Here is an 18257-nt window from a genome sequence, read left to right as displayed (position 1 = left end):
GGACAGCGGGCTAGTGTGACGATCGGACGACCACGCCGCACCGGACCAGCGGTGCAGCGGCGCCTCGTGACCGGTGCCCGCGCAGGACGGTCGGTGTGCACCGCACGACCGCGGCAGGAGCGATGATGACCGACACCCGACCCGACAGCCACCCCGACACGGACACCCGGTCCGACTACGACGCGACGCGCTTCCGCGAGGTGTTCGAGGGCAGCTTCACCTACGCCAACGGCTTCGCCCGCAACACCCACCGCTTCACCGGCCGACCCGCGCTGCGCGAGCCGGAGACGGACCGCTCGTGGACCTACGCCGAGCTCGGCGACGTCGTCGACCGGATCGCCGGGTGGCTCGTCCGGCACGGTGGCGGACGGGGTTCGGTCGTGATGGTCGAGCTGTTCAACACACCCGAGTTCGCGATGCTCTACCTGGCCTGCCACCGCATCGGCGCGGTGTTCTCGCCGACGAACTTCCGGCTCGCCCCGGACGAGGTCGCGTTCATCATCGAGGACTCCGCACCCGCCGTCCTGGTGCACGACACCGAGCGGACGAGTGCGATCGCCGCTGCGCTGGGGTCGTCGCCGCACCGGCCGGACCAGGTCGTCCCGGTCGGCGGCGACCACGACCGGTTCGCCGAGCTGCTCGCGTCCGAACCCCTCTCCCCCGAGGAGCTCGCGGCGATCGGTCCGGGCAGCACCTACGACGAGTCCACCCGGCTCTACACCTCGGGCACCACCGGCCGGCCGAAGCCCGTACCCCTGCCGAGCCTGGTCGAGGTGCTCAGCGCGCACGACGTGGTCATGCACTTCCCGCTCAGTCCGTTCGACAAGACGCTCAACATGTCGCCGCTGTTCCACCGTGGCGGCCTGTACTCGGGCGGCCCGAACCCGGTGTTCTACGTCGGCGCGGAGCTCACGACGCTGCGCCACTTCGACGCCGACCGGGTGCTCGACCTGGTCGAGTCCGAACGCCTGACGTTCCTGATCGGCGCTCCGCCGAACCTGGTGCAGCTCGCCGACGCGCAGGAACGCCGGGCGCGGGACCTGTCGAGCCTCAACGGCATCGTCACGATGGGCGCACCACTCGACCGAGCCGCGGCACTGCGGCACCAGGAGCTGCTGTCGCCGCGGATCTTCAACGGCTACGGCACCACCGAGACCTTCTGGAACACGTTCCTGCGCCCCGAGGACTTCCCGGACGGCGCCGGTTCCGCCGGTCGCGCATCGACCGACGACGACGTCGCCGTCGTCCGCGTGCACGAGGACCGCCTGGCCGACCCGACCGACACGGTGGCGAAGGACGGCACCGAGATCGGCGAGTTCGCCGTGCGCACCGTGAAGTCCGGCTACTCGTACCGGAACCCCGGGCTCGAGGCGGAGAAGTTCGCGAACGGCTGGTTCTACCCCGGCGACCTCGCCACGTGGGACGAGCACGAGCGGGTCACGATCGTGGGCCGCAAGGACGACATGGTCATCTCCGGCGGCGAGAACGTGCACCCCGTCCAGGTCGAGGCGGTGTTGCAGGAGCACCCCGGGGTCGCCGACTCCATCGTGGTGGGCGTGCCGGACCCGCGGTGGGGCGAGGTCGTCACGGCGTACGTCGTCCGTGCCGGCGACCGACTGCCGGCCGACGACGCCGAGGCAGCGGCCGCGCTCGAGGAGTGGACGAGCTCCCACCCGGGCCTCGCCCGGTACAAGCGTCCGCGGCGGTACCGCTTCGTCACGGACGTTCCCTACAACGCCACCGGCAAGAAGGTGCACTACCTGGCGAAGGACACGGCCGCGGCGGATGCGGCAGCCGGCCGGCTGATCGAGCCGTAGCGCGCCCGGTACGCGGCCGGTGACGGCCTGGAGGCCCGTGGCGGCGCCGCCACGGGCCTCCAGGCCGTCAGCTGGTCGCGTCCACCGCACGCCGGGGCGCGTTGCGGGCGAAGAGGCCGGGCAGGAGCCCGCCGATCTTCGTCCCGATGCACAGACTGACGAAGGTCGCGAGCGGGGTCGCGAGCGCCTCCGGATCGAAGGTGGCCACCGCCACCAGCCCGACCGTCCCCGGCACGAGCAGCAGGAACGCCGGGAAGAACGACACCGTCGCCGGGATCGCCGGCACGAGCCGCTCGAGCAACCGGGTCGCGACGAACAGCAGCGCCGCCGCGGCCCCGGTCGCGATGACGCTGCCCCAGAGCGGCGTCGTCGTGCTCACCACGGCGTAGGCGGTGACCATGACCGCCACCGACACGAGCGTCAGGCGCCACCCGGATCGGAACACCAGACCGAGCCCGACCGCGAGCACCACGACGGCGACCCACGACACCCAGTACGCCGGCACGGACTCCCAGCCGGCCAGGTCCGTGCCGACCCCCGCGACCTCGCCGACGAGCGCGGCCGACGACGGATCGACGTGCAATCCGGTCAGGGCACTGCCGGACGCGATGCCGGCGGCCATGAAGCCGAGCATGATGAGCCCCTGCACCAGCCGCGACGACCCGGTGACGATGTCCGCGGCGGTGAGTTCGAGCAACGCGTTGGTGATGAGCGCGCCGGGGACGAACACCGCGACCGGGGCGCAGACCGCGAAGAGCGGGACCTGCTCGAACCCGGTGCCCGCGGCGACCAAGCCGACGATCGCCGTCGACACGAACGCGGCCAGGAACGGGATGATCGCGACGGCTTCGCGGAACCGCCGGAGGACCAGTCCGATCACGCCGACGAGGCCGCCGACGACGAGCGCCAGGACGATCGCCCACCAGGGGCAGCGGAAGACGACGGCCAGGCCGGCCGAGGTCAGGGCGTTGCCGAGGATCCACGGCAGGGCGGGCGGCGGGACGGTACCGGCGCGGATGGCCCGGACGCGGGCGGGGATCTCGGCGAGGGCGATGGAGCCGCTCTCGAGCCCGAGCACGACGCGGTTGGCGCGGGCGGCCTGGCGGGAGGACAGTTCGACGCCCTCGGCGTTGACGATCGTGGCGGCGCCCGTCGAGACCTCGCTCACCATCACCAGGGCGGGCAGGACGCCGATCGCGAGCGTCGGTCCGACCCCGGCGGCGTCACGGGCCTTCTCGAGCGCCGACCGGACGTCGGTCACGGAGCTGCCGGCGTCCAGGAGCAGGGCTCCGAGGGTGCCCAGGAGCATGCCGACCGGGACGCTCTCGCCGTCGACGACCTCGACGTGGGCCTCCGGTCGGCGGAGGGCGTTCTGCAGGTTGGCGAGTGCGCTTCCGAGTCCGACCACGATCGTCGATGCTACTGGGCCTGCGGTGTTCGGTACCCCCGGTGGGACTCGAACCCACAACTCGGCGATTTTAAGTCGCATGCCTCTACCGATTGGGCCACGGGGGCGGGCCGCAACAGCCTACCGATGCACGAAGGCGGCCACCCTTCACGGGTGACCGCCTTCGTGACGAGTGGTGCTACTTGGCGTCGGCCGGGGCCGTCACCGGCTCGGCGGCGTTGGAGACGTCCTTCGCGGGCTCGCCGTACACGGGGCCGGCGGCACCGGCGACCTTGCCCTCTTCCGGAGCCGGGGCTGCGGCGGGCGCGGCCGGGGCCTCGGCAGCGGGCTTCGGACGGGACGCGAACGCCTCGAACGCGGCACGCGGGGTCTCGCGGTCGTCGAGCGACACGATGTCGCGGCCCAGGAAGAAGCCACCGACCCAGTCGCCGATGACGCGCCACTTGCGCTCCCACGACGGCATGGCCAGGCCGTGGTAGCCGCGGTGGGCACCCCAGGCCAGGAAGCCCTTCATGGCGAACTTGCCGGACTGGAACACGCCGGTGCCCAGGCCGAGACCCGCGACGGCACCGAGGTTCTCGTGCTTGTAGTCGGTCGTCGCCTCGCCACGGATGGTCGCGACGACGTTCTTCGCGAGCTGCTTGGCCTGACGCACGGCGTGCTGGGCGTTCGGCACGCAGAACCCGCCGACACCGCCGCCGGTCAGGTCCGGCACGGCCGCGACGTCGCCGCAGGCCCATGCGTCGGCGATCACGCCGTTGTCGTCGACCACGCGCAGGTCGGGCTGCACGCGGATGCGGCCACGCTGCTCGAGCGGGAAGTCGGTGCCCTTGACCATCGGGTTCGCCATGACGCCGGCGGTCCAGATGATGAGGTCGGACGGGATGGTCTCGATCGCGCCGTCGCTCGTCTTGAGCTCGCAGACGCCACCCACGGCCGAGGCCAGCTGGGTCTCGAGGTGCACGGTCGCGCCACGCTCGGCGAGGTTCTTGAGCACCCAGTGCGAGGTCTCGAGCGAGACCTCGGGCATGATGCGGCCCATCGCCTCGACCAGGTGGAAGTGCGTGTCGTCGAACGACAGCTGCGGGTGGCTCTTCAGCAGGTCGGTGACGAAGGAGCGCAGCTCGGCGAACACCTCGATGCCGGCGAAGCCACCACCGACGACGACGACGGTGAGCAGGCGGTCGCGCTCGGGACCGGCCGGCAGGTTCGCCGCCTTGTGGAAGTTGCTGAGGATGCGGTCACGGATGGACGCGGCTTCCTCGATGGTCTTCAGGCCGATGGCCTCGTCCGCGACGCCCGGGATCGGGAACGTGCGGGACACCGCGCCGGCGGTCATGACGATCTGGTCGTAGGACTCCTCCCACGCCTCGCCCTCGGTCGGGGTGATCGTCGCCGTCTTGGTGGCGTGGTCGACCTTGGTGACCTTCGCCGTGACGACGCGGGTCTTCTTGAGGTGACGACGGTGCGCGACGACCGCGTGACGCGGCTCGATGGAGCCGGCGGCGACCTCGGGCAGGAACGGCTGGTACGTCATGTACGGCAGCGGGTCCACCATGACGACCTCGGCTTCGCCCTGGCGAAGGTGCTTCTCGAGCTTCCATGCGGTGTAGAAACCGGCGTAACCGCCGCCGACGACGAGGATCTTGGGCACGGGGGATGATCTCCTTGGATGGGGGTGTGCGGGAGTCGAGTCAGACTTCGCCGCCACCCGCCCCGACTCCAGCGTCTGCACCGTCATCATACGCCCGGCATGCACACCGGGAGGGCGACCAGTCCGCGCGCTCGAGCGCGAGGTCGCCGATGGGGTTGACGCCGGGTCCGGCGGCGAGGGCGTGGCCGACGAGGGCGTGCAGGCACTTCACGCGGGTGGGCATGCCACCGGCGCTGATGCCGTCGATCTCGTCGACGTGTTCGATCGACTCGCGATCGGCCAGGTAGGACTCGTGGGCCGCGCGGTACTGCGCGGCGACTTCGGGGTCCTCGAGCAGGGCTGCCAGCTCGGGCATCACCTGGTTGGCCTCGAGGGTGCTGACCGCAGCGGTGGCCGCGGGGTGGCACAGGTAGTAGAACGTCGGGAACGGGGTGCCGTTCGACAGCCGGGGCTTCGTGGACACGACGGTGGGGTTGCCACAGACGCAGCGTGCCGCGATCCCGATGACGTCACGTGCCGGTCGGCCGAGCTGCGCCGACACGACCTGGACGTCGCGGTCGGAGGGCGGGTCGAAGGGAGGGGTCGTCACGGGAACGTGAGCCTACCGGAGAAGCGGAACCCCTCGCACCGTCGGGCCGGACGGCTCCGCGCCCTGCGGTCCGGGACTACTTGCTGTCGCCGGTCCCGGAGACGTCGGGGGCGACGAGGTCGGCTGCCCGCTCGTCGGTGAGCCCGGACTGCAGCACCGACGAGAGCATCGCCTGCACCCAGTCGACCTTGGGCGTCTGCACCTTCGCGCTCACGGGGGTGCCCGAGTCGGTGGTGGGGGTCTTGTCGGCGGCCTCGTCCTCGGCGCCCATCACGAGGTAGCTCTCCTCGCCCGGGTACACGTAGAGCAGTCGGTCGCGGGCCTGTGCCTCGATGTACGCCGGGTCGTCCCAGCGTGCGACGTCCTGCTTCTTCTGCGCGACGTCGGCCTTCTGACTCGCGACCTCGTGCTGCTGCTGGGCGATCTGCTCCTGCTGCTGGATGAGCGTCCGGAGCGACGGCGCGAGCACCACCACGAAGAGCACGATGATCGCGAGCATGAGCAGGCTGAACCCGGAGAAGTGGATCGAGCGGTACCAGGGCTGCGCGGGCGTGCTGCCGTCGGGCATCGCCACGGGGACGCGGCGGACGCGGGGCTTCTGGCTGGGCACGCTCCGACGATAACCCGGCGCGGTCGGTCCGGCCGCCCGGCACGCGGCCGTTCGGCGCCCTCTCAGCGTCTCGCGTCGTCACGTCGAGGCAACCGGGAGGCACGGCTTCGGCCCGCCCCTGCAGTCCCGTACCTGGAGTGGTCACCACACACCGCCCGGCGCACGTCCGGTGGTCACGTCCTGTCGGCCAGGCCCGGGCCAACCGACGACTCACGACCTCTCGACGCAGCGCGGGCGGCACGTCCTGACCGCTCGGCACTCCGGGGCGGCACACACGACGAGACGCCGTCCTCCCGGAGGAGGACGGCGTCTCGGCGGTGCGGGTACTGCTGGCCGGGCTGGTTACAGCGACGCGGCGCGCGGGAAGGCCGAGCGACCGGCGTACACCGCGGCGTCACCGAGCTCTTCCTCGATGCGGAGCAGCTGGTTGTACTTCGCGACGCGGTCCGAGCGGGCCGGGGCGCCGGTCTTGATCTGGCCACCGTCGACCGCGACCGCGATGTCCGCGATCGTGGTGTCCTCGGTCTCGCCGGAGCGGTGCGACAGGATCGAGGTCAGGCCGTGACGGTGCGCGAGCGAGACCGCGTCGAGGGTCTCGGTGAGCGTGCCGATCTGGTTGACCTTGACGAGGATCGAGTTCGCGGCCTTCTCGTCGATGCCCCGCTGCAGACGCTTCGGGTTGGTGACGAACAGGTCGTCGCCGACGATCTGGACCTTGTCGCCGAGCTCGGCGGTCAGGTGCGACCAGCCTTCCCAGTCGTCCTCGGCCAGCGGGTCCTCGATGGTGACGAGGGGGTAGTTCGCGACGAGCTCGGCGAAGTAGGAGGTGAACTCCTGGCTCGAGAGCTGCTTGCCCTCGAACTGGTACTTGCCGTCCGAGAAGAACTCGGTGGACGCGACGTCGAGGCCGACGGCGATGTCCTTGCCGGGCGTGTAGCCGGCCTTCTCGATCGCGGTGAGCAGGAAGTCGAGCGCCGCGCGGTTCGACGCGAGCTCCGGCGCGAAGCCGCCCTCGTCGCCGAGGCCGGTGGCCAGGCCCTGCTTCTTCAGCTCGCCCTTGAGGGCGTGGTAGGTCTCGACGCCCCAGCGGAGTGCCTCGGAGAAGGACTCGGCGCCGTAGGGCACCAGGAAGAACTCCTGGATGTCGACGTTGGTGTCCGCGTGGGCACCACCGTTGACGACGTTCATCAGCGGGACGGGCAGCGTGTGCGCGTTCGGGCCGCCGAGGTAGCGGAAGAGCGGCAGGTCGACCGAGTCGGCTGCGGCACGGGCCACGGCGAGCGAGGCACCGAGGATCGCGTTCGCGCCGAGGCGGGACTTGTTCTCGGTGCCGTCGAGCTCGATGAGCGCGGCGTCGACGAGGCGCTGGTCGGTGGCGTCGAAGCCCTCGAGCGCCGGGCCGATCTCGTCGAGGACGGCGTCGACGGCCTTGAGCACGCCCTTGCCGCCGTAGCGCGAGGCGTCCTCGTCGCGCAGCTCGTACGCCTCGAACGCGCCGGTGGATGCACCGGACGGGACGAGCGCGCGGGACACGACGCCGTCGTCGAGGAGGACCTCGACCTCGACCGTCGGGTTGCCTCGGGAATCGAGGACTTCGCGTGCGCCTACGGCATCGATCAGGGCCACGGGGTACTCCCTACACATTGGTTGTGGTGATTGCGGTGTCGATCCTAGCGAGCGGAGGTGAACACGACGTCGGCCGTGACGCCCCGCTGTGGACGAGTCCGTGCTGGAACGAGGACTGGGTGCTCAGTCGAGCGGGCGGAACTCGACGCCCTCGAGCGACGCGGTGTCCGCCGAGACGGTGGCGAACGCCGTGAAGCCCTGGGCGGCGAGGCCGGCGAGCAGGTTCTTCGTGTTCTTCGTGCGGCGCTCGAGCCGGACGCGTCGGTGAGACGCCAGCGCCTCGGTCTTCAGCGCGGCGAGCCGGACCGGGTCGACGTCCTTGTCGTACACGAGCACGACGGCGTCGGCCTCGGCGGACTCCGGGAGGGTCACGAGGTCGACGAGCCGCTCGAACCCGAGCGAGAACCCGACCGCGGGGACGTCCTGCCCGAGGAACCGGCCGATCATCCCGTCGTACCGGCCGCCGCCACCGAGGCTGTAGCCGAAGTCGGGGTGCGCGACCTCGAAGATCGTGCCCGTGTAGTACCCCATGCCGCGCACGAGCGTCGGGTCGAAGCGCAGGTCCACCCCGGGCAGCGCCTCGCGCAGGCGGAGCAGGTCGGCGAAGGCCTCGGCGTCGAGCCACGGCTCCCCCTCGACCGACGTCCAGTCGGCGGCCTCGAGCGCGCGGATGGTGTCCTCGAGCCCGGGCAGGTCGGCGCCCACGGTGCTGCGGAGCTCCGCCGCGACGCCGTCTGCACCGATCTTGTCGAGCTTGTCGATCGTGATGAGCGCGCGGTCGGCGGCGGGCTCGGTGATCCCCCACGACGCGAGGAGCGCCAGCAGGATCCGGCGGTCGTTGATCCGGATCGTCGTGCCGCTGACCCCGAGGGCATCGAGGGCCGCGGTCGTCGCGCGGATGAGCTCGATCTCGGCGAGCTGCCCGGGCTCCCCCAAGATGTCGATGTCGCACTGCACGAACTGGCGGTAGCGACCCTTCTGCGGGCGCTCGGCACGCCAGACCGGCGCGATCTGCACGGATCGGAACACCGACGGCAGCTCCGCGCGGTGCGAGGCGTAGAACCGGGCCAGCGGGACCGTCAGGTCGAACCGGAGACCGAGGTCAGCGAGGTCCAGCGGCGCTTCGGCTGCCTGCAGGTCCTCGGTGGTGAGCCCGCGCTTCATCACCGCGAACGCCAGCTTCTCGTTGTCACCGCCGAGCCCGGAGTGCAGCCGCGCAGCGTCCTCCACCACCGGGGTCTCGATCTCGTCGAAACCGTGCCGCGAGTAGACGTCCCGCACGACACCGAGCACGTGCTCGCGCCGAGCCTTGTCCGCCGGGAGGAAGTCACGCATGCCACGGGGTGCCGTCACGGTCGTTGCCATGCGGTCAATTCTGGCAGACGGGCGTCTCCGGCTTGCGCGCGCACCGACCCACTGGCATACTGCATGCAGAACCTCGGTCCGGATCGTGCCTGATCCACGCTCCGGACCGATTCGCGGGGCGACGTGCTGCAGTGCGTCCCGCGGTTCGAGCGGGCTTCCCTGTCGGCCCCTCTCCCTGGTGGAGCCGACGCCCGCTCACGGGCGCCCTCTCTTTTTCGGGTTGGGAGGGCGCCCGTTCTCCCCTATCCGGAGCGATCTCCCAACCAGGGATCACTCCACAGCCCGACCGGCCTCCTCCAGCGCCGACACCGCGGCACGCAGACTCGCGACCGGGTCCACCCCGCGTCGTGCCGCAGCCGCGACCTCCCCGAGCACCGCTCGCCCCCACTCGGCGTCGACCGCCCCCACCCCGTCGTCCGCGGGCGCGTCGGACGCGGCGGACGCGGCGAACGCACCACGGGCCTCCAGGCCGACGCCGGAACCGGCCCCGACGACGGACGCGACGACCGCGTCGGCGTCCCCACGTTCCTCCAGGCGTTCCAGCAGCTTCACCGCACGCTCCAGCGGCGGCAACGCCCGCGGCACCCCGTCGAACGCACTCCGCCGGCTCGCCTTCTCGGCAGCCTTGGCCGCACGCCAGACCCGCACGACGTCCTCGACGGTGTCCGCCGTCTCGTCGCCGAACACGTGCGGGTGCCGCCTGGTCATCTTGTCCCGCACCCCGACGGCGACGTCCTCGAGGGTGAAGTCCCCCGCGCGGGCGGCGATCCCCGCGTGCAGGACCACCTGGTAGAGCAGGTCACCGAGTTCCTCGCGGACGTCGTCCGGGTCGCCGTCGTCGATGGCGTCGACGAGTTCGTACGACTCCTCGACGGCGTAGCGCGCGAGCGAGGCGTGGGTCTGCGCCCGGTTCCAGACGCACCCGCCGTCCTCGGCGAGCAGGCGGTCGACGACGGTCACGAGGTCGGGTACAGCGGTCATCAGGTCATCGTGCCACCCGCGTACACTGGACGTGGTGTGTCGGGAAGTCTGGTCGACGGACACTCACCCGACCCTTCGAGACGGAGATCCATGTCGTCCCTCGTCCGCTCCCCCCGCTTCAGCGCCATCGCGCTCCTCACCGCCGCCGTGCTCGGCCTGGTCGTGGCGAACTCCCCGATCGGCCCCGGCCTCGAACGCTTGCTCGACGCGCACCTGCCGCTCGGTGCCCTCGGCCTCGACCTGTCGATCGCGCACTGGATCAGCGACGGCCTGCTCGCGGTGTTCTTCCTGCTCGTCGCGATCGAGCTGAAGCAGGAACTCGTCGACGGCGAGCTGTCGAACCCGAAGACCGCGATCATCCCCGCCATCGCGGCGGTCGGCGGCGTGCTCGTCCCGGCCGGCATCTTCCTGCTCGTCACCGCGGGCACGCAGTACACGCACGGTTGGCCGATCCCGACGGCGACGGACATCGCGTTCGCGCTCGGGGTGCTCGCCATGTTCGGTCGCGGGCTGCCGAGCGGCATCCGGGTGTTCCTGCTCGCGCTGGCCGTGCTCGACGACCTCATCGCGATCATCATCATCGCCGTGGTGTTCGCCCACGACACGGACTTCCTGGCCCTCGCGGGCGCTGTCGTCACCCTCGCGGCGTTCTGGCTGCTCGGCCGGATGCTCCGTCCGGGGCGCAGCGGGCAGACGCTCGTCATCGTGGCGATGGTCGTGGTCGGGCTCCTGACCTGGTGGCTCGTCTACCACTCCGGTGTGCACGCCACGATCGCCGGCGTCGCCCTCGGGCTCGTGCTGCCCCGACGCCCGGGCCACACCCTGCACGAGAACGTCGAACCGTGGTCGAACGCCATCGTGCTGCCGGTGTTCGCGTTCGCGTCGGCCGCCGTCATCATCCCCTCGGTCGGCATCAGCGAGCTCTCCCCCACGTTCTGGGCGGTCGTCCTGGCACTGCCGGTCGGCAAGGTCATCGGGATCACGCTGTTCGGCACGATCGCCACGCGGATCTTCCGCTCGCCCGGCCGCTCGTCGCTGTCGTTCTTCTCGATCATCACCGTCGGCGTGCTCGGCGGCATCGGGTTCACGGTGTCGCTGCTCATGAACGAGCTGGCGTTCGCCCGCAACGAGGAGATCCTCGACGAGGGCGTCCTCGCCGTGCTCGTCGGCTCGGGCATCGCCATCGTCGCGTCGGCCGTCGTCGTCACTCTGCGGGCGCGGGCGTACCGCGCGCGCCGCGAGCTGTCCGAGGCCGAGGACACCGAGTAGCGGGTCGCGGGCCGGGGTTCACACCCGTTCCGCGACAGAGCACGCGTCGTTCGACGCGTGGATCGTCGCGAACGGCGTGCGCGCCGTGGACGTGGCCGATGACGGCCCGGAGGCACGGTGCGGGCCCGCACCGTGCCTCCTGTCCGTCTCCGCTCGCGTCTACGCGGCCGGCGCCTCGGCCGGGGTCGTCGCCCCGTACACGGCGGTGAGGATGCTCTCCACCCACTGGATGAGGGCGTCGTCCGGCAGCGCCTGGTCGTGCGGACGCGGCATCGGGATGCTCGTCGCGTTCTGCTGCGGGAACCAGCGCGCCCCCGGGAACATGCGCTTCAGGCGCACCTGCGACGAGTCGGCGAGCTCCTTGCCGGCGACCCGCAGGTTCGAGCCCATCACCACGACGTCGGACAGGCCGACCTGCTGCGCCATGCGACGGAGGCGGGAGACCTCGACCAGGGTCTGCACGGCCTGCGGCGGCTGCCCGTAGCGGTCGGTGAGCTCGTCGAGCACCATGTCGATCGCGTTCGGCTGGGCCGTCGGGGCCGAGGCCGCCGAGAGCTTCTGGTACGCCTCGAGCCGGAGTCGCTCGGACTCGACGTAGTCCTCGGGGATGTGCGCGTCGACGGGGATCTCGAGCCGGAGCTCGGTCTGCCCCTCGGCGACGTCGCCACGGAACTGCGACACGGCCTCGCCGATCATCCGCAGGTACAGGTCGAACCCGACGCCCGCGATGTGGCCGGACTGCTCCCCGCCGAGCAGGTTGCCGGCCCCGCGGATCTCGAGGTCCTTCATGGCGACCTGCATCCCCGCGCCGAGCTCGTTGTTCGCGGCGATGGTCTCGAGGCGGTCCTGCGCGGTCTCGGACAGCGGCTTGTCGGAGTCGTAGAGGAAGTACGCGTACCCGCGCTCCCGTCCACGGCCGACACGACCGCGCAGCTGGTGCAGCTGCGACAGGCCGTACTTGTCCGCCTTGTCGATGATGAGTGTGTTCGCGTTCGCGATGTCGAGGCCCGTCTCGATGATCGTCGTCGAGACGAGGACGTCGAAGCGGCGCTCCCAGAAGTCGACCATGACCTGCTCGAGGGTGGTCTCGGACATCTGCCCGTGCGCCACGGCGATGCGGGCGTCCGGCACGATCTCGGCCAGGTGTGCGGCGACCGACTGGATGTCCTTCACGCGGTTGTGCACGTAGAACACCTGGCCCTCGCGCAGCAGTTCGCGGCGGATCGCCGCCGCCACCTGCAGGTCGGACTGCGGCCCGACGAAGGTCAGGATGGGGTGGCGGTCCTCGGGCGGGGTCGCCAGGGTCGACATCTCGCGGATGCCCGTGACCGCCATCTCGAGCGAGCGCGGGATCGGGGTCGCCGACATCGCCAGGACGTCGACGTTCGTCTTGAACTTCTTGAGCTGGTCCTTGTGCTCGACGCCGAACCGCTGTTCCTCGTCGATGATGACGAGCCCGACGTCCTTGAAGGTGATGCCCTGCGACAGGATCCGGTGGGTCGCGATGACGATGTCGACCGTGCCGTCGGCGAGCCCGGCGATGGTCTCCTTCGACTCCTTCTCGGTCTGGAACCGGCTCAGGGCGCGCAGGTGCACGGGGAACCCGGCGAAGCGCTCCTGGAACGTCTCCATGTGCTGGCGGACGAGCAGGGTCGTCGGGACGAGCATGACGACCTGCTTGCCGTCCTGCACGGCCTTGAACGCCGCCCGGATCGCGACCTCGGTCTTGCCGTAGCCGACGTCGCCGGACAGCAGGCGGTCCATCGGGATCGGGCGTTCCATGTCGCGCTTGATCTCGTCGATCGTGGTGAGCTGGTCGGCGGTCTCGGCGAACGGGAACGCCTCTTCCAGCTCGCGCTGCCACGGGGTGTCCGGGCCGAACGCGTGCCCCTTCGACGCCATCCGCGCCGAGTACAGCTTGACCAGGTCGACGGCGATGTCGCGGACGGCCTTGCGGGCCTTCGACTTGGCGGCGGACCAGTCCGAGCCGCCCATCTTCGACAGGGTCGGGGACTCACCACCGACGTAGCGCGACAGCTGGTCGAGCTGGTCGGTCGGCACGAAGAGCTTGTCGCCCGGGTAGTTGCGCTTCGACGGCGCGTACTCGAGCACGAGGTACTCGCGCTGCGTCTTCACGGCGTTGCGGCCACCGCTGGAGACCTCGCGGCTGACGAGCTCGACGAACTTGCCGATGCCGTGGGTCGCGTGCACGACGACGTCGCCCGGCTTGAGCTGCAGCGGGTCGACGACGTTCTTGCGCCGGCTCGCGAGCTTCTTGACGGTGCGGGCGCCCTGCTGGACGCTGCGGCCGTAGAACTCGGCTTCGCTCAGGACCGCGATGCGGGGGTCGGGGATCGCGAAGCCGTGCTCGACGGTCGCGGTCGTCACGACGGCGAACCCCGGCTCGGGCGGCGCGTCGACCGCTGCGGCACGGGCGGCGACCCCGGCGTCGGCGAGCACCTGCACCGCACGCTCGACGAGGCCCTGGCCCTGCGCGGTCACCACGACGGCCCACCCGTCGTCGGTCAGCGACTTGACGTGCGCGATCGCCCCGTCGGCACTGCCGGCGAAGCTCGGGACGGCCTCGGCCCGGACGCGGATGTACTCGCCGGCCTCGGCAGCGGCCTCGGCGTCGGTGAGGACGCGCTCGGTGTCCCCTTCGTCGAGGCCGGAGTCGAACGGCGACACCGTCCACCAGGTGCGCTGGCCGCGGGTGTTCTTGAGCTGCTGCACGGTCAGGAAGTTGCCGGCGTCGAGGTCGATCGGGGCCTGTGCACCCGCGACCGCTGCGCTCCAGGCCGCCTGCAGGAACTCGGTGTTCGTCTCGGCGAGGCTGTTCGCCCGGCCGTTCACCCGCTCGGGCGAGAACACCGCGATGGTGGCGTCGTCCGGCAGGTAGGAGGTCATCGGCACGAGGTCCTGCACGAGCGCCGGAGCGAGGGACTCCATGCCCTCGACCGGGATGCCCTCGGCGATCTTCGCGAGCATCTGCGACAGGTTCGGGAACTCGTGCAGCATCTCGCGCGCCCGCTGCCGGACGTCGTCGCTGAGCAGGAGTTCGCGCGAGGCGGTGAGCTCGACCGAACCGAGGTCGTCCTCTGTCGTGCGCTGGTCGGCGACCGAGAACGCCTTGATCGCCTCGATCTCGTCGCCGAAGAAGTCGACGCGTGCCGGGTGGTCGGCCGTCGGTGGGAAGACGTCGAGGATGCCACCGCGCACCGCGAACTCACCACGGCGGGTGACGAGGTCGACGCGGGAGTAGGCGAGGTCCACCAGCTGGGACGCGATCGCCGCCAGGTCGTTGCCCCGCGAGTCGGTCCGCAGCACCACCGGCGCCAGGGACGTCAGGTTGCTCGCGATCGGCTGCAGCGCGGCGCGGACGCTCGCGACGACGATGGTCTGGCGACGCTCGGCCGGGTCCGCCGCCTGCCACGCCGCGAGCTTCCGGAGCGTCGCGATGCGCGTGCCGACGGTCTGCGCACTCGGGCTGAGGCGTTCGTGCGGCAGGGTCTCCCACGCCGGGAACTCGAGCACGTCGGCGTCGGGGACGTAGCTGCCGAACGCTTCGCGGACCGCTTCGGCTTCACGCCCGGTCGCCGTGATGACGAGGACGCACTGCGGACCGTTGCGCTCGGCGAGCAGCGCGCCGAGCAGCGGCACCCGCAGGCCGTCCACGACGGAGAAGTCGGCATCGCGCGGTGCGGCGCGCAGCACGCGATCGAAGGCGGAGGCGCGCGAGAGCGCAGGGATGATGCCCGAGATCGTCACTCAGGAGATGGTACCGGCCGCCACCGACACCGGCCGCGGCGTGCGCGACGGGCGAACAGCGCCGAGCGCTCAGGACGGAGCGTGCACGCGCTGCTGTGCGGCGAGCAGCCCGACCTCGGCGATCGCTTCCACCGCGTCGGCCGCGTCGGCCAGCAGGATCGGCAGCGTCTTCTTCTCGGCTGCGGAGAAGTCACGCAGCACGTAGTCGGCCGGGTCCTGCCGACCGGGCGGACGTCCGATGCCGACCCGGACGCGCATGAACTCGTTCGTCCCGGTGGCCTTGATGATGTCGCGCAGCCCGTTGTGGCCGCCGTGCCCGCCGTTGCCCTTCAGGCGGACGGTGTCGAACGGCAGGTCGAGCTCGTCGTGCACGACGACGAGGTCGGCCGGGGTGGCGCTGTAGAACCCGAGCACCGAGGAGACCGGCCCGCCCGAGGTGTTCATGAACGACCCGGGCTTCGCCAGCACGAGTCGTGTGCCGCCGGGCACCAGGCGCCCCTCGGCGACCTGGTTCGGCGTCTTGTGCTTCTTGAACGTGGCTCCCATGCGGGAAGCGAGTTCGTCGAGGACCATCTGGCCGACGTTGTGGCGGTTGCCGGCGTAGTCGGGCCCGGGGTTCCCGAGCCCGACCACCACCAGGATGCTGCTGCCGTTCATGAGCGCAGTGTCACAGCGTCGACCAGATGTCTTCGAAGGGGTGTTACTCGGAGTCCGCGGCGCCCTCGGCACCCGACTCGGCGCCGGCCTCGGCCGAGGCCTCGTCCGCGGCGTCGTCGTCAGCGGTGCCACGCGGGGTGACGATCGCGACGACCAGCGCCTCGGGGTCGGTCTCGAGCTCGGCGCCCTCGGGGAGCTCGAGCTGAGAGGCGTGGATCTGCACGCCGTCCTCGAGGCCCTCGACGTTCACGGAGACGTGCTCCGGGATGTCGGTGGCGAGCACGAGCAGCGAGATCGTGTTGAGGTCCTGCACGTGGATGGTGCCGGAGAAGGACTCGCCCTCGACGACGACGGGCACGTCGACCGTGACCTTCTCGCCGCGGCGGAGGACCACGAGGTCGATGTGCTCGATGATCTGGCGCACCGGGTCACGCTGGACGTCCTTGACGAGGGCGAGCTGCGCAGCACCCTCGATGTCGAGGTCGACGACCGCGTTGGCGGTACGGACGAGCAGCATGGTCTCGTGACCGGGCAGCGAGATGTGCATCGGCTCGGTGCCGTGGCCGTAGACGACCGCGGGGATCTTGTCGGCCGCGCGGAGCTTGCGAGCAGCGCCCTTGCCGAACTTGGTGCGGACTTCCGCTGCGAGCTTGGTGTAGTCGGCCATGGTGCCTCCTGGTGTCGGGGACGACGCCGGGGTGCCGGCATCGTGGGGGTCTGTGGTGTTGCAACTCGAACGCGTGCACGCGTGAGGAACGATCCCAGGGTCTTGCCGGGTATCCCACCGCGTCGATCACGGCCGCGCGTACGCAGCCCTCGCCGAAGTCAGGGACTGAGTCTAGCAGCACCCGTCCGGGCGTGTCGGACCACGGGTGCAGGTGCGGTCAGGACGGGACCGGCTCACGTCGCGGCCGACCTCCGCGTGTGAGACTTGTCCACCGTGATCGCCTCCCACCGTGCCCGCCGACCGCTCGACCGTCCGCGGGTCGTGCGGATCGTCGCGTTCCTGGTCGTCGTCGCCGCCGCGGTGGTCTTCGCCTACTGGCACGTGGGCCGGCAGCGCGTGGACGTCGACGAGGACGTGTACGTGGTGTCCGGCTGGGAGTACCTGCACGGCGTCTTCATCCGCAACCTCGAGCACCCGCCGACGGCGAAGTACCTGTTCGGCCTGGCGGAGGTCATCCTCGGCGCTCCGGGGCCGCTCGGTCCGCGCTACGTCGCGGCGACCGCCTCGCTGGGCACCGGGCTCCTGTTCTTCCTGTGGTTCCGCCGTCCGGTCGGGTACTGGGCGGCACTCATCGCCGCCGCCCTCTGGTGGCTCACCCCCCGGGCGAACGGCATCGCCTGGGGTGACCCGGGCTCCGGTGTCGCCACCAGGATGGACCGCACGGCGCTGCTCGAACCGGTCATGGTGTTCTTCGCGGTCGCCGCGCTGTACGCCGCGTGGCGGTGGGTGAACGGCGCCGACCGCCGACGCTGGCTCTGGGCCGCTGCGTCCGGCCTGCTGCTCGCCCTGTCCGTGACGTCGAAGATGACCTCCGCCGTGCTCGTCGTGGCGATCATCGCGTTGCCGATCCTGTTCCGCCGGTGGTGGGACCTGTTGACCGGCGGGCTGATCGCGGCCGGGTCGTTCGTCGTCGCGTTCGTGCTGCTGTACGCGCCCGTGGGCTTCGAGCGCGGCTTCGTGCACATGCTGCAGTTCCAGACCGGGCACGCGGAGCTCGGCCACTCGATCGAGCTGCTCGGTCGCGAGTACCTGTTCGCCCCGTGGTGGGCGAACTTCGTGTACTTCACGCAGGGCACCAGCCGCTGGGTGGTCCTCGTGCTGGTCATCGGGCTGGTCGCGGCGTTCGTGTTCCGACCCGACCGGCTCGTCGCCTACCTCGGCATCGGCCTCGGTGCGCAGGTCGCCTTCCTGACCGCGTCGGACGTCGCACTCGCGCACTACTACTACGCGTGGATGCCGCTCCTCATCGCCCTCGCCGGCATCGGCCTCGGACGTGCCGGCTGGCCGTCCAGGCCCGTCAGCCGTCGGCAGCGGGTACTGCGGGTCACGGCGGTCTGCCTCGTGCTCGCCCTCGCCGTCGTGCCGGTGGTCCGGCTCGGCAGTGCGGTGGCGCAGGCGCGTCCGGCTGGTGTCGCCCGGCTCGACGCCGAGTTGCGGGCACGTGGCGTCGACGACGGCACCGTTCTGTTCAGCGGGTACAACCTGGTCGCGTGGCGGCCGTACTTCTTCGAGCGCGGCACCTGGGATCCCGACGCCGACGACGTCGTCGCCGTGGTGCAGGGGATCGACCCGCGGTTCCCGATGAAGCCCGGGATCGCCTCGTTCCTGGCCGCACACCGCGACGACCTCGAGCACTTCACCGTCGACGAGTTGCAGGTGTGGGTCCCGAAGCACGGCGCGCTCCGCGAACGCGACGGGGTCCTCGAAGCCGTCCCGGGCTGACACGGGTCGACACGCGACGTCCCCGGGCAGCGGGACGGACGGGAGGCCCGTGGCGGTCCTGCCA

General features: G+C 71.0%; 13 protein-coding genes and 1 tRNA gene. 3 read left to right on the top strand and 11 right to left on the bottom strand.

The window, feature by feature from the left end; genetic code table 11:
- The first annotated feature begins 125 nt into the window (after positions 1–125).
- Positions 126–1817, top strand: a complete 1692-nt coding sequence (locus ORG17_RS03890) for a class I adenylate-forming enzyme family protein (RefSeq protein WP_214526653.1) — start codon at positions 126–128, stop codon at positions 1815–1817.
- A 67-nt stretch (positions 1818–1884) separates the two neighbouring features.
- Here ORG17_RS03890 and ORG17_RS03885 read toward each other — a convergent pair whose 3' ends face one another.
- The 8 genes from ORG17_RS03885 to ORG17_RS03850 all read right to left on the bottom strand — a co-directional run bounded on the left by ORG17_RS03885 (position 1885) and on the right by ORG17_RS03850 (position 10050).
- Positions 1885–3225: a threonine/serine exporter family protein gene (locus tag ORG17_RS03885; protein WP_214526652.1), complete on the bottom strand. Its 1341-nt coding sequence runs from the start codon at positions 3223–3225 to the stop codon at positions 1885–1887.
- A gap of 33 nt (positions 3226–3258) precedes the next feature.
- Positions 3259–3332, bottom strand: a tRNA-Leu gene (locus ORG17_RS03880).
- 71 nt (positions 3333–3403) lie between these two features.
- Positions 3404–4879 (bottom strand): NAD(P)/FAD-dependent oxidoreductase, encoded by a 1476-nt coding sequence (locus ORG17_RS03875; RefSeq protein WP_071246022.1) that lies wholly within the window; start codon positions 4877–4879, stop codon positions 3404–3406.
- Between the two features lie 40 nt (positions 4880–4919).
- Positions 4920–5468 carry a DUF501 domain-containing protein gene (locus ORG17_RS03870; RefSeq protein WP_027464495.1) on the bottom strand — a complete coding sequence of 183 codons (549 nt, stop codon included), beginning with the start codon at positions 5466–5468 and terminating at the stop codon, positions 4920–4922.
- Positions 5469–5544: 76 nt separating this feature from the next.
- Positions 5545–6078 carry an FtsB family cell division protein gene (locus ORG17_RS03865; protein ID WP_111056958.1) on the bottom strand — a complete coding sequence of 178 codons (534 nt, stop codon included), beginning with the start codon at positions 6076–6078 and terminating at the stop codon, positions 5545–5547.
- A 342-nt stretch (positions 6079–6420) separates the two neighbouring features.
- Positions 6421–7704 (bottom strand): phosphopyruvate hydratase, encoded by a 1284-nt coding sequence (eno, locus tag ORG17_RS03860; RefSeq protein ID WP_214526651.1) that lies wholly within the window; start codon positions 7702–7704, stop codon positions 6421–6423.
- A gap of 123 nt (positions 7705–7827) precedes the next feature.
- Positions 7828–9069 carry a histidine--tRNA ligase gene (gene hisS / locus ORG17_RS03855; RefSeq protein WP_214526650.1) on the bottom strand — a complete coding sequence of 414 codons (1242 nt, stop codon included), beginning with the start codon at positions 9067–9069 and terminating at the stop codon, positions 7828–7830.
- A gap of 270 nt (positions 9070–9339) precedes the next feature.
- On the bottom strand, positions 9340–10050 hold the full coding sequence (locus ORG17_RS03850; protein ID WP_214526649.1) for a MazG family protein: 711 nt from the start codon (positions 10048–10050) through the stop codon (positions 9340–9342).
- 90 nt (positions 10051–10140) lie between these two features.
- On the opposite strand from ORG17_RS03850, the gene nhaA reads away from it, so the two are divergent.
- Positions 10141–11319 carry a Na+/H+ antiporter NhaA gene (nhaA, locus tag ORG17_RS03845; protein ID WP_111033598.1) on the top strand — a complete coding sequence of 393 codons (1179 nt, stop codon included), beginning with the start codon at positions 10141–10143 and terminating at the stop codon, positions 11317–11319.
- 159 nt (positions 11320–11478) lie between these two features.
- On the opposite strand, the gene mfd is transcribed toward nhaA, so the two are convergent.
- The 3 genes from mfd to ORG17_RS03830 all read right to left on the bottom strand — a co-directional run bounded on the left by mfd (position 11479) and on the right by ORG17_RS03830 (position 16411).
- Positions 11479–15087, bottom strand: a complete 3609-nt coding sequence (gene mfd, locus ORG17_RS03840; RefSeq protein WP_128781140.1) for a transcription-repair coupling factor — start codon at positions 15085–15087, stop codon at positions 11479–11481.
- Positions 15088–15156: 69 nt separating this feature from the next.
- Positions 15157–15744 carry an aminoacyl-tRNA hydrolase gene (gene pth, locus ORG17_RS03835; protein ID WP_214526648.1) on the bottom strand — a complete coding sequence of 196 codons (588 nt, stop codon included), beginning with the start codon at positions 15742–15744 and terminating at the stop codon, positions 15157–15159.
- A 43-nt stretch (positions 15745–15787) separates the two neighbouring features.
- Positions 15788–16411, bottom strand: coding sequence for a 50S ribosomal protein L25/general stress protein Ctc (locus tag ORG17_RS03830; RefSeq protein WP_027464488.1), 624 nt, complete (start codon positions 16409–16411; stop codon positions 15788–15790).
- Between the two features lie 273 nt (positions 16412–16684).
- Between ORG17_RS03830 and ORG17_RS03825 the strand changes: the two genes are divergently transcribed.
- The gene (locus ORG17_RS03825) at positions 16685–18193 is read left to right on the top strand and encodes a phospholipid carrier-dependent glycosyltransferase (RefSeq protein ID WP_214526647.1); all 1509 of its coding nucleotides are present in this window, start codon (positions 16685–16687) and stop codon (positions 18191–18193) included.
- Positions 18194–18257: the final 64 nt, after the last annotated feature.

It is taken from the genome of Curtobacterium flaccumfaciens pv. betae (assembly GCF_026241855.1).
GTDB classification, from domain to species: domain Bacteria; phylum Actinomycetota; class Actinomycetes; order Actinomycetales; family Microbacteriaceae; genus Curtobacterium; species Curtobacterium flaccumfaciens.
Note: the sequence above shows the minus strand (reverse complement) of the source record. Positions and strands in the feature narration are given on the sequence as shown.